At 66.1% G+C, this 13074-nt stretch carries 7 protein-coding genes; 5 read left to right on the forward strand and 2 right to left on the reverse strand.

What is annotated here, in order from left to right; all coding sequences use genetic code 11:
- The first annotated feature begins 46 nt into the window (after nt 1–46).
- A complete protein-coding gene (locus JNG39_RS12310) occupies nt 47–1573 on the forward strand; it encodes a DHA2 family efflux MFS transporter permease subunit (protein ID WP_368311717.1) in 1527 nt (508 codons plus the stop codon).
- A 1542-nt stretch (nt 1574–3115) separates the two neighbouring features.
- Here the strand turns inward: JNG39_RS12310 and JNG39_RS12315 are convergent.
- A complete protein-coding gene (locus JNG39_RS12315; RefSeq protein WP_368311719.1) occupies nt 3116–3646 on the reverse strand; it encodes an acyloxyacyl hydrolase in 531 nt (176 codons plus the stop codon).
- Between the two features lie 253 nt (nt 3647–3899).
- On the opposite strand from JNG39_RS12315, the gene JNG39_RS12320 reads away from it, so the two are divergent.
- From JNG39_RS12320 to JNG39_RS12335, 4 genes are all read left to right on the forward strand, one after another.
- Nucleotides 3900–6857 (forward strand): EAL domain-containing protein, encoded by a 2958-nt coding sequence (locus JNG39_RS12320; RefSeq protein WP_368311720.1) that lies wholly within the window; start codon nt 3900–3902, stop codon nt 6855–6857.
- Nucleotides 6858–6976: 119 nt separating this feature from the next.
- Entirely contained in the window at nt 6977–7756 is a 780-nt protein-coding gene (locus tag JNG39_RS12325) for a dioxygenase (RefSeq protein WP_368311722.1), read from the forward strand.
- 62 nt (nt 7757–7818) lie between these two features.
- The gene (locus JNG39_RS12330) at nt 7819–8385 is read left to right on the forward strand and encodes a DUF2239 family protein (RefSeq protein WP_368311724.1); all 567 of its coding nucleotides are present in this window, start codon (nt 7819–7821) and stop codon (nt 8383–8385) included.
- Entirely contained in the window at nt 8382–9767 is a 1386-nt protein-coding gene (locus JNG39_RS12335) for an MATE family efflux transporter (RefSeq protein WP_368311725.1), read from the forward strand. The genes JNG39_RS12330 and JNG39_RS12335 overlap by 4 nt, the downstream gene beginning before the upstream one ends.
- 31 nt (nt 9768–9798) lie before the next feature.
- Here the strand turns inward: JNG39_RS12335 and JNG39_RS12340 are convergent, their stop codons facing one another.
- The gene (locus JNG39_RS12340; RefSeq protein ID WP_368311726.1) at nt 9799–12966 is read right to left on the reverse strand and encodes an efflux RND transporter permease subunit; all 3168 of its coding nucleotides are present in this window, start codon (nt 12964–12966) and stop codon (nt 9799–9801) included.
- Nucleotides 12967–13074 lie beyond the last annotated feature (108 nt).

The raw sequence follows: 13074 nt of genomic DNA on the forward strand, positions 1-13074 counted from the left end.
CACCCCGACGCCTCTTCGACACGTCCTCCAACGACCAGGCTTATCCATGAGCACCGAATTTCGACCGCCCAATCTGGCGTTGTCCACGGTGGGACTGTCGCTCGCGACCTTCATGCAGGTGCTGGACACCACGATCGCGAACGTCTCCCTGCCCACCATCGCGGGCAACCTGGGCGTCAGCTCCAACCAGAGCACGTGGGTGATCACCTCGTTCGCGGTGAGCAACGCCATCGCCCTGCCGCTCACCGGCTTCCTCACCCGCCGCTTCGGCGAAACCAAGCTGTTCGTGTGGGCCACGTTGCTGTTCTCGCTGGCCTCGTTCCTGTGCGGCATCGCGCAGAGCATGAGCATGCTGATCCTGTTCCGCGCCATCCAGGGTGCGGTGGCGGGTCCGATGTACCCGATCACGCAGTCGCTGCTGATCTCGATCTATCCACCGGCCAAACGCGGCATGGCGCTCGCGCTGCTGGCGATGGTCACCGTGGTGGCGCCCATCGCGGGCCCGATCCTCGGTGGCTGGATCACCGACAACTACACCTGGCCGTGGATCTTCTTCATCAACGTGCCCATCGGCATCTTCGCGAGCATGGTGGTGGCCAACCAGATGAAGGGACGCCCGGAAACCACCGAGAAGCCGAAGGTGGATTACGTCGGCCTCATCACGCTCATCATCGGCGTAGGCGCGTTGCAGGTGGTGCTCGACAAGGGCAACGACGAGGACTGGTTCAATTCCACCTTCATCGTCGTTACCGCGATCATCGCCGCGATCGGCCTGGCGGTGTTCCTGATCTGGGAACTCACCGACAAGGATCCGATCGTCAACCTCAAGCTCTTCCGCCATCGCAACTTCGCGATGGGCACGTTGTGCCTCGTGCTGGCCTACGCGGCGTTCTTCGCCATCGGCCTGCTCGTGCCGCAGTGGTTGCAGCGCAACGTGGGCTACACGTCGACATGGGCCGGTTTCGCCGCCGCACCGCTGGGCATCCTGCCGGTGATCCTTACGCCGTTCGTGGGCCGCTACGCGCACAAGGTGGACCTGCGCATCCTCGCATCGGGCGCGTTCATCGTGATGGGCGCCACCTGCTTCATGCGTTCGGACTTCTACCTCGACGTGGACTTCTACCACGTGGCCGGCGTGCAGCTGATCCAGGGCCTCGGCGTGGCGTTGTTCTTCATGCCGGTGCTGTCGATCCTGCTATCCGACCTGCAACCACGCGAGATCGCGGCGGGCTCCGGCCTGGCGACGTTCCTGCGTACGTTGGGCGGTAGCTTCGCGGCGTCGCTCACCACGTTCCTGTGGGATCACCGCGCGATCGTGCACCACGAGCGGCTGGCCGAGAACATCACGCCGTACAACCCCGATGCTCAGCAGGCGCTGGCGCAGATGGGCCACGGCGATCCGACGTATGCGGCCGCCGCGTTGAACCAAGCGATCACGCAGCAGGGCTACCAGATCTCGTTCAATGAAGTGTTCGAACTGCTCGGCTTCATCTTCATGGCGCTGATCTTCGTGGTATGGCTGGCGAAGCCGCCATTCGCGGCGAAAGCTGGCCCGGCAGCCTCGGGACACTAAGCCCTTCCCTACCCCTCACGTCGTTCCTGCGCACGCAGGAACCCAGCGCCCGGCGTCAGAGCAGGCGACAACACCATATCGGCTTTTGCTACGAAACGAAGCCCGGCGATATCGGATCGCCGGGCTTTTTCGTTTGCGGCGAATGGCATTGCAGGGCCCGGTACAAACCTTAGTGCCGATGATCTTCGTGGTGCGGCCGGCGAACTGCCGTTCGCGGACGATACGGAGTCGGTGCCCTCGGAATACTTTACCCCTCCTATCCCTCACGTCGTTCCTGCGCAGGCAGGAACCCAGCGCCTCACGTCAGAGCAGGCGACAGCATCACATCGGCTTTCGCTGCGAACCGAAGCCAGGCGATATCAGGTCGCCGGGCTTTTTTGATTTGCGGCGAATGGCCTTGCTAGTCCCGGTAGCAAACGTTGCCTCATGTGCCGGAGCAAGAAGCGAAGATGATGAGCGACCGACGAACAGCATTTCATGCTTGGCTGCCTGACGTCTCGCCAAGTGAAAGGGCGCCGGGGTGGCACCCACATATGGACACGGGCACCGCCGTACAGCGGACATCGACCTGATCTTCTATCGCGAAAAGGCGGAATTCACGAAGCTTCGATGGATCGAAACGCTATGCCGATCGCTTCCTCTCCACCGAAGATCAAGGACGGATCATGAAGAATGTCTTCAGTATCCCGCTGCTATTTGTTTCTCTGGTCACTTCGTCCCTGTAGCGGTACTTCAAGCCAGTGATAAAAGAGGTGGTATGGATTGCGTTGTGAAAGGGAAGCGCTGGTGGATACTGCTACCGGTTGCGACGCTGTTGGGGTGTAGCGACGAGGGGGACGAGGTTGCCCGTAAATCTAGCCCGTCTAATCGGGCAGATGCCATCGTACTGGAAACGAATCAGGGCGCTACGACGTCATACACGTATCGGATTTGCGTCGTTCCGACTGGGTCGATGTGTTCTAAAGAACAGGTTGTAGCGATTCTATATGATGCTGTGCGTAATGAATCAGCCTATGGGGTCAACCTTTTGTGGGTAGGTGACAAGCAGCTAAAAATTCAGTATTACACGGCTGGGAGCGCTGTTTTGCAGCGGAAGTTTGTTGATATCGGTGGACGTATCGATCTTGCTTTTCTCTCGGGTGTTCTAGACGAAAATGCGAAGCCGGGAGCCATGATTCGGAATCGATAGATTGCATCTCTTCCTGATCGGGTAGTGAGTCCTGCGAATCGTCGTAAGACATGCCCGGTGACATCGTGTCGCCGGGCATTTTTATGGCGTTTGAGCTACGAGCCGCATGACTGCTCCGCGATGACCGGGTTCAAGGCGCTGGGCTCCTGCCTGCGCAGGAGCGACGTGAGGGGTAGGTCCGGTGAGGTGAGCGAGTACGCGCGGACTTGAGGAGTGAGTTCGGATGACGGGCAGATACACTCTTGCTCCGTACCTCAACGCCAAGGACCCAAAACGATGGCGGAAGCCGAGCCACAAAAAAGCCCGGCCGTCGCCGACCGGGCTCTTTTTTCTTGCGAAGGCTTTCGTAAGAATCAGATATCGAAGCCCACACCCACCAGCGCCATCGTCTCGCCGCGGTTCGGCTCCTTGAAGCTGCCGTTGGAGATGTGGCGAACCTGGAAGCTGACGTTCTTCCACTGGTAACCCAGCGTGCTGACGAACTCGTAGCCGCTGGACAGGGCCTGAGTGCGGCCGCCGGCGGTGCCGGCCACCTGGAAGCTGAAGAACAGCGGCTGATACCAGTCGCCGGCGCTGCCGTAGTGGAAGCGCGCACCGGCGGCGCCGATCCATACGTTGTTGGTCACGCCGGGGTGGGAATCGCGGTAGCGGCCGATGTCGCGGCCCTTGATGTAGCCGATGGAAATGTCCGGCGACCAGGTGAAGCGGCTCTGGCCCATCTGCTCGGGTTCGAAGATCGACTCGATGAAGAAGGCCGGCGTTCCATGGTCGTCCATGTAGCTTCGGCCGCCCTGAATTTCCAGGTGGGCGGCGGCGGCCGGAGCGGCTGCGGCGGCGAGGGACAGGGCGGCGAGAGCGCCGAGGGCGAGGCGGGACGAGCGCATGGGGACGAAAATCCTTGAGGTCTGGAGGTTTGTGAACTGAATCGTTCGGTAAATGGTGTTCACCCTGCGTGAATAAAGGGGTGGGCTGAGATTTTTCCTACACATGGTAGGAAGATGCGGGTGCGGAGTTTTGACAATACGGACCGTGGCGTGCGTTCAAGACCGCCGCGGGCCTGCCGTTAATGACGCAACGAGTGCCCCATGCCGACGGTCGGCATGGGCGGTTCAGCGGGACGACGGGGTTACTGGGACGGTGGGATGGGGCAGACCAACAGGAGCGAGAAACGCGCGCGCCCGGCAGGTACGGCTGGCGACGTGGGCCGTCTCCCTGGCGGTGTCGGTCGGCGTGGTGGCGCTGGTGGCCGTGCTCCAGGTCGATGGCTACGAGCGCATGCTCGCCGGCCAGCGCAGGCAGGCCTCCGCGGCGGCGAGCGCGCTGGTCCGGATCGTGGACCAGCAGATCGACTCGAGCCTCGGCCCGCTCCTGGCCTTGCGCAACGCCATTGACGGACCCGCGGAGGACTCGCTTCGTCAGCACCTGACGGAAGTGTTGGCGCGCCATCCCGAACTGCCGGGTTTCGTCGCGCTCGACGCGCAGGGTGAACCGGTCGCCGCCGTCGGCACGTCGAGCGTCGATTGGAGGCCCAGCATGGACGTCCCCCGTCGCACGGTGCTCGGCACCGGGGTGCGAGTGTCGATCAGCCCCGCCACGCCCACGATGGCCGCGAGCCTTCGCGTGATCGTCGATACGCGGGTCGCGTATCCGTCGGCCGTCGGCACCCTCATCGAGGCCGCGCGCGTGCGCGAGGGCATGCGCCACATGATGCTGGGCCGGGCCGGCATGGCCGTGTTCTCGCCCGAGGGCCGCTTCTTCGTCAGCTGTCGCGACGACGGCATTCCCCCCTGGCATGGCGCGCCGGCCATCGCCGGGGGCGCCGTTTCCGACGAAGACGCGGAGCACCTCTTCGCACGCGCGGCGTCGGCGCGTTATCCCTTCGTGGTGGTGATCGGCGTGGATCGCGCCGGCGTGCGCGACGACTGGATGCGCCAGGCGCAACCCTCGATGCTCGCCACGTTGGTGCTGGTGCTGGTCCTCAACGTCGGCGCCGCGCTGTTCGCCCGTGCCTATCGCCGCCAGGTACGGCTGGTGGACGCGCTCACCCGCACCGCGCGCCACCTCGGCGACGTGCAACGCACCGGCCACATCGGCCTATGGGAGGCGGACCTCAGCACCGGGACCATCGCCTGGTCCGGTCAGGTGCATGAGATCACGGGCCTGCCGCCGGAGCGCGTCGAGGGGCGCCAGGGCACCTATTACAAGCTCGTGCATCCCGACGACCAGCCCTTGATCGTCGAGTGGCTGCATCGCTTCGACCACGGCGACGGCCCCTACGACATCGAGCATCGGCTGTGCCGTCCCGACGGCAGCGAGGTGCAGGTGACCATGCGCGGAGCGCGCATCACCGACGAGGAAGGCGCGTCGATCCTGGCCGGCACGATCACCGAAATCACCGACCTGCACGAAACGCGTCTTCGCTTGCGCGACAGCGATCGCGACCTCGCCGCCAGCGAAGCCGCCTATCGCCAATTGCTGGCGCGCGTGCCGCTGCCGTTGGTGATCGTGCGCGACGACCGTATCGAATACGCCAACCTCCTCGCCGAGCAGCGCCTGGGCCGCGAAGGCAGCACGCTGGTCGGCCGCGAGGCATCGGCGTTCATGGATGACGATGCGCTGGACGCCATCCGTCGCGGTGGCGAGAGCGCCAGCGTCACCGCCTGGCTCGAACCGGAGGAAGGCATGCCCTTCGAGGCGGAGCTGGCGTTGTCCGAGGTGCGCGACGGCGGCCGGGGCACGCTGGTGATCGTGCGCGACGTGACCGAGCAGCGTCGCTACGAGGAGCGCCTCAATTACCAGGCCACCCACGACGAGCTCACCGGCTTGCCCAACCGTCGCTCGCTGCGCGGCACCCTGCAACGGATGATCGCGAACAGCACGCGGGACGGTTCGGGCCTGATGGTGCTGTTCATCGACCTGGACCATTTCAAGGTCATCAACGATGCGCTCGGCCACGAACTGGGCGACCAGGTGCTGCGTGACATCACGCTGCGCCTGGGCGACGCCCTGGAAGGCGAAGGCCACGTGGGCCGTTTCGGCGGCGACGAATTCGTGGCGATGCTGCCGTTCACCTGTTCGCCGGCCAAGGCGCTCGACGTGCTTCCGCGCATCCAGAACGCCATCGAGGAACCGCTCGAGGTCGGCGGCACGGTCCAGCGCCTGAGGTGCAGCATCGGCGTGGCCTTCGCCACCCGCGACGGTGCCGATGCCGATACGTTGATCCGCAACGCCGATACGGCCATGTACGACGCCAAGCGCTCGGGCCGCCACACCTGGAAGCGCTATTCGCCGGAGATGCATGCCACCGCGATGGCGCGGCTCACGGTGCTCACGCGGTTGTCCGGCGCGCACCTGGACCAGGAATTGTCGCTGGCCTGGCAGACGCAGCACTCGGGCGACGACGGCCGCGTCATCGGCGTGGAAGCCCTGTTGCGCTGGCCGTCGGCTCCGGGCGACCTCGGTTCGCCCGACCGCCTCGTGCCGCTGCTGGAGGAAACCGGCGCCATCGTGCAGATCGGCCAGTGGGTGCTGCGCGAGGCCTGTCGCCGCCAGCGTCGCGTGGCCGAGGTGCTCGGGCCGCATTGCCGCGTCGCGGTGAACGTGTCGGCGATGCAGCTGGCGCATACCGACCTGGTGGCCGAGGTGCGCCAGGCACTGATGGAAACCGGCGCGAGCGCCTCGTTGCTGGAACTGGAGCTGACCGAAAGCGCCTTCATGCTCGAGCCCGAGCGGGCGATCCGCACCCTGCACGAACTGCGCGCGATGGGCGTCAGCATCGCGCTCGACGACTTCGGCACGGGCTATTCCAACCTCACCTACCTGTCGCGACTGCCGTTGGACAAGATCAAGATCGACCGGCATTTCACCAGCACGCTCTTGCAGGACGACGTGGACGCCTCGATCTGCCGGTCCATCGTCTTCCTCGCGCGCAGCCTCAACCTCGAAGTGGTGGCCGAGGGCGTGGAGACCGAGAAGCAGCGTCGCTGGTTGTTGTCGGAGGGTTGCACGGCGATGCAGGGCTGGCTGTTCTCGCGCGCGGTGCCGCTGGACCAGTTGGGCGCGCGTCCGGCTCCGCTCGATCCGGTGGCGTCCTAAGAGGGCCATCGTTTCGATAGGGCGCCAATGCGTTCGCGAAACATGGATTTATCGCGCCCGGACGAACACCTACATTGGTGAGGTGGCCATCCCCCGCCCCTTCCCCACGGTGCTCACCCATGACTCGCGCGCCCGCCATCTTCGCCTCCCACGGTGCTCCCACCTTCGCACTGGAGCCCGGCCTGCTCGGCTCCCGCCTGACCGACCTGGGTGAAAGCCACCTGGCGGACGCGAGGGCGATCGTCGTCGTCTCGCCGCATTGGCAGACCTGCGGCGTGCGGGTGACCGGCGCGGCCACGCCTTCGACCATCCACGACTTCGGCGGCTTCCCCCCGGCGCTCTATTCGCTCACCTATGACGCACCCGGTGCGCCGTCCCTCGCCGCGGAAACCGCGTCGCTGCTGATCGACCACGGCTTCGCGACGACGGTGGACGACGAGCGCGGGTACGACCATGGTGCCTGGGTGCCGATGCGCTACCTGCGCCCCGATGCCGACGTGCCGGTGATCCAGGTATCGATGCCGCACAACCTCGACACGGCCGGCGCGTTGCGGCTCGGCGAGGCGCTGGGCGGCCTGCGCGATCGCGGTGTCGCCGTGGTCGGTTCGGGCAGCCTCACGCACAACCTCTACGAGGTGCGCCGCGATGGCGTGAACGCGGCATACGCCGTCGAGTTCGCCGCGTGGAGCCGCGAGGCCGTGCTCGCGGGCGACGTGAAGTCGTTGCTGGCCTATCGCCGCCTCGCGCCGAGTGCCATCCGGGCGCATCCGACCGAGGAGCATTACCTGCCGCTGCTCGTGGCCGTCGGGGCGGCAGGTGGGGACGCGCCGAAGGCCATCGATGGCGGTATCACCTACGGCGTGCTGTCGATGGACAGCTATGCGTGGGGAACCCACTGACCTGGCGGAATTTAACCCGGGTAGTATTGCGGCACGCATTTAGCCCGGGTAATATGCGCGCCATGACGACCTACACCGCTTTCGACGGCCATCGCCTTATCGCCTCCGGCCCGCTCCCGCTCGTGGCCGAACAGTGCAAATCCCTGCTCGACGAGCATCCGGACGCGCAGCCCATCATCTATGACGACACCACCGGCCGGTCGCGCGACGTCGACTACCGGGGAGCTCTCCAGGAGGTGCTCGGGCGCCTGATGTCGCCGGAACCCGACGCTCCCGTCAAACGCGGGCCGGGCCGACCGCGTCTCGGCGTGGTGGCGCGTGAGGTCACCTTGTTGCCGCGCCATTGGGATTGGCTCGCCGCGCAACCCGGCGGCGCGTCGGTGGCGCTGCGACGCCTCGTCGAAACCGCCAGCCGCGACGCCGCGCCCGCCGACAGGCGGCGGCAGCGGCGCGAGGCGGTGGACCGCGTGATGTTCGCGCTGGCGGGCGACCTGCCCCATTACGAGGAAGCCTCCCGCGCCTTCCACCGGCATGAACCCGAGCGCTTCGCCGAATGGATCGCCGCGTGGCCCGACGACGTGCGCGATTACGTGACCACGCTCGCCACGCGCGCGGAAGGTGCCGAATGAACCGCCCCGCCGGGAATGCCCTGGTCGAGGGCCCGATCACGCGGACCCTCCTGCTGTTCGCCCTGCCGATGCTGGGCACGAACGTACTGCAATCGCTCAACGCCTCGGTCAACGTGATGTGGGTGGGTCGATACCTCGGCGAGGCGGCGTTCGCCGCCACGGCGAACGCGACGCTCGTGCTGTTCTTCCTGCTCGGCGTGGTGCTGGGCATCGGCATGGCCACCACCATCCTGGTCGGCCAGGCCTTGGGCGCGCGCGACGTCGACGGTGCGCGGCACGTCGTCGGCACGGGGCTGACGTTCTTCGTGACGGTGTCGCTGGTGGTGTCCGTGGCCGGTTACTTCGCCACGCCGGCGATGCTGCACGCGATGGGCACCCCCGACGATGCGCGTCCGTTCGCCATCGCCTACCTGCGCATCATCTTCCTCGCCCTGCCCTTCATGTATCTCTACACGTTTCTCATGATGGTGCTGCGCGGCGCGGGCGACTCGCGCACGCCGTTCGCCTTCATGATCGTGTCCGTGGTGCTCGACATCGCGCTCAACCCGCTCTTTCTCTTCGGCGCGGGCCCCGTGCCCGCGCTGGGCATCGCCGGATCGGCGGTGGCGACGCTCATCGCACAGGTGCTCTCGCTCGGCGGCCTGGTGTTCTGGATGTACCGCAAGCAGCACTTCCTCTGCCTGCGCGCGGGCGACATCGGCCTGCTGAAGCCCGATCCGGCCATCCTGAAGGCCCTGGTGCTGAAGGGCCTGCCGATGGGCGCGCAGATGATCGTGATCTCCTCGTCGGCGATCATCATGATGTCGCTCGTGAACGAACACGGCTCGCAGACCACGGCCGCCTACGGCGCCGCCGTGCAGCTGTGGAACTACATCCAGATGCCCGCGTTCGCGGTGGGCATGGCGGTGTCGTCGATGGTGGCGCAGAACGTCGGCGCGCATCGCTGGGATCGCGTCGCCTCGATCGGTCGCGTCGGCATCCTCGCCAGCCTCGTGCTCACCGGCACGCTGGTGCTCGTCGTCTACGTGTTCGCCGGCGCGGCCGCCTCGATCTTCCTGGGTTCGGACAGCACGGCCCTGGGCATCGCCCGCCATCTCAACAGCCTGGTGGTGTGGTCGTACCTGCTCTTCGGCGTGACCTTCGTGTTGTTCGGCGTGGTGCGCGCCACCGGTGCCGTGATGATGCCGCTGGCGGCGCTGGCGATCTCGATGTGGGGCGTACGCTATCCCTTCGCGGTGCTGCTTGGACCCAGCTGGGGCGCCGACGCCATCTGGTGGAGCTTTCCCGTCAGTTCGGTGGTATCGCTGGCCATCGCCGCGGTGTATTACCAGAGCGGCCGGTGGAAACGGGCGAAGATGATTCCCGCCGCCGCGGCGGTATGAAAAGAAGGGCGCCTCGGCGCCCTTCTTTTCTTTACCTTTTCTTCTTGCCCTTGCGGATCGCAAGCCAGCGCTTGTAGCGCCGACGCAGCATGCGCCGGTGCTTGCGACGCGCCTTGCGCTCCTTGCGATCGTGGTTGAACAGGTAGATGGCGGGCGTGCTCAGCAGGGTGAGCAACTGCGACACGAGCAGGCCACCGACGATGGCGATGCCCAGCGGGCGACGCATTTCCGAACCCACGCCGAAGCCGATCGCCAGCGGCAACGCCGCGCCCATCGCCACGAGGGTGGTCATGGTGATCGGGCGGAAACGCACCAGCGCGGCCTGACGAATCGCCTCCACCGGCGACATGCCGTGTTCGCGTTCGGCCACCAGCGCGAAGTCGACCATGAGGATGGCGTTCTTCTTCACGATGCCGATGAGCAGCAGCACTGAAATGATCGCCATCAGAGTGAGCTGGGTCTGCGTGACCAGCATCGCGAGGAAGGCACCGCAACCCGCGGCCGGCAGCGTCGAGAGAATCGTCAGTGGGTGGATCAGGCTCTCGTAGAGCACGCCCAGCACGATGTAGACGGCGAGGATGGCACCGATCAGCAGCACCATGCCATTGGACTGCGCGTCGCGGATGCGCTGGTTGGTGCCGGTGACGTCCATGCGGATGCCCTCGGGCAGGTGGATCGCGCGCACGGCCTGTTCCACCAGCGGCGTGGCCTTGTCGGGCGTGATCTTCGGCGCGAGGTTGTAGGTGATGTCGGCCGATTCGAGCTGGTTCTGGTGGGTGACCGAGGTGGGGGCGGCACGCGGCGCGATCTTCGCCACGGCCGACAGCGGGATCATCTTGCCGGTGCTGCTCTTCACGTAGGTGTTGAGCAGCGCGTCGGCGGTGAGCGTTTCGGCTGCGGCGGCGGTCAACACCACCCAGTACTGGTTGATGTCCGAGTAGATCACCGAGATCTGGCTCTGCCCGAACGCGCCGTACAGCGCGGTATCGACCTGGCCCAGGCTCACGTTGAGCCGGCCGGCGGCGTTACGGTCCACCTCGAGCATCTGCTGCTTGCCCGTCACGTCGAAATCGCTGCCGACGTCGCGGAATTCCTTCAGTCCGCGCAGGTGGCGCACGAGCTTGAGCGTCCAGGGCTGGAGATCTTCGCCGCTGGTGCTCACCAGCTGGAAGGAGTACTGGCCGCGGTTGTTGTTGCCGCCGCCGCCACCCAGGAACTGGATCGGCGTCATGAAGACCTGCACGTCGGGCAGCTTGTCGTACTCCTTGCCCAGGCGCTCGACGATGGACTTCAACGACTCCTTGCGCTCGTTCGGTCCGTTGCCCTTCGGCTTCAGGTCGACGAACATCACGCCGTTGCTCCCCACGGCGCCGCCGTTGTCGCCACCGAGGATGGCCGTGACATCGGCGACGGTGGCGTCTTTCTGCATGATCTCGGCCACGCGCTTCAGGCGCGTGGTGAGCACCTCGGGCGAGATATTGGCGTCGGCGTTGACCTGCACCTGCAGCATGCCGGTGTCTTCGTCGGGCATGAAGTTGCCGCCCGCGGTCTTCACCACCGCGATGGCCAGACCGATCGTGGCGATGAGCAGGATGAGCGGCTGCCAGCGCATGAGGCGGCGATGGTGCATGGCCCAGTCGAGCCCGCGCTGGTAGAGGCGCAGGAAGCCCTTGTCGAAGCGCTCCAGGGCCCGTTCCATGCGGCCCGGCTGGCGCCCGGGTTCGTCGTGCCTGAGGTAGTAGGCGCACAGCGCGGGCGTGAGCGTCAGCGATACCACGGCGGAAATCAGTACCGCCGCGGCCAGGGTCACCGAGAACTCGCGCAGCAGCTTGGTGATGAGGCTGTTGCCGAACAGCAGCGGCGCGAACACCGCCACCAGCGAGAGCGTGATCGAGATCACCGTGAAACCGATCTCGCGCACGCCTTCGAGCGACGCGGGCATGGCCTCCGAGCCGTTCTCCATGTGTCGCACGATGTTCTCGATCACCACGATGGCATCGTCCACCACGAAGCCGATGCAGAGCACCAGCGCCATGAGCGACAGCGTGTTGAGCGTGTAGCCGAGCGTCCACATCACCACGAACGCACCGGCCAGCGACAGGGGCACGCTGAGCGTGGCGATGAGCGTCGGCCCCAGGCGGCGCAGGAACACCAGCATCACCAGCACCACCATCACGATGCTGATGAGCAGCGCGACCTTGACCTCGTGCAGTGCCGATTGCGTGGTCTGGGTGAGGTCGAAGATCGGGGTGATCTCGACGTCGGCGGGCAGCATGCTGCGGAAACGCGGCAGCGCCGCGCGGATGGCTTCGGCCGTGGCGATGGCGTTCGCCTCCGGGCGCCGGCTCATCTGCATCGTCACCGAGCGCTCGCCCTGGAACCACGCCGCCTGGTACTGGTCCTGCTGGCCGCTGTAGACCTTGGCGATGTCCGACAGCCTCACCGGCGTGCCGTTCTTCGAGGCGATGAGGATGCGCGCGAACTCCTCCGGCTCGTGCAGGCCGTCGTTGGCGATGACGGTCATCTGCGTCTTGCCGTCGCTCAACAGGCCCTGCGGCGAGGTGACGTTGGCCGCGCGCAGCGCATTGCCGACGTCGTTGGCGGTAAGCCCCTTGGCGGCCAGCGCGCGGGTGTCCAGTTCGATGCGCACGGCATGCGGCGTGCCGCCGAACACCTGCACGCGCGCCACGCCCGGAATCTGCGCCACCGCCGGCTTCATCTGCGTATCGACGATGTCGTAGAGCCGGTCGGGCGGCATCGTCTTGGAGGTGAGCGTCACCAGCAGCACCGGGATCTGGCTGGTGTCGAACTTGAAGTACTGCGGCGGCGCCGGCATCTGGGGCAGGTCGGCCAGCGAGGCGTTGATCGCGGCCTGCACGTCGCGCGCGGCGGCGTCCGTGTTGCGGGCCATGTTGAAGCGCACACGCACGAATCCGCTGGAGTCGTTGCTGCTGGAGTACATCTCGTCCACCCCGGGGATGCGGCCGAGGTGGCGCTCCAGGGGGGCGATGACGGTCGATGCCATCGTCTGCGCGTTGGCGCCCGGCAACTGGGCGAACACCGCCACGGCCGGCACGTCGATGGACGGCAGCGCCGCGACGCCGAGCAACTGGTAGGCCAGCGTACCGGCCAGCAGGAGGCCCGCCGCCAGCAGCGACGTGCCGATCGGCCGGCGGATGAATGGTGCGAAGAAGTTCACGTGACTCCCTGTGATCGCGAGGAAACCCTCCCCGCGCCCGCGAACTTTATCCGCCAAGGCACCATGCCGTCGCGTGTGCCTATGGTCAGGCCCCTGCCGGAAGGCAGG

This window comes from Luteibacter sp. CQ10 (assembly GCF_040900725.1).
In the GTDB taxonomy this organism is placed as follows: Bacteria; Pseudomonadota; Gammaproteobacteria; order Xanthomonadales; family Rhodanobacteraceae; genus Luteibacter.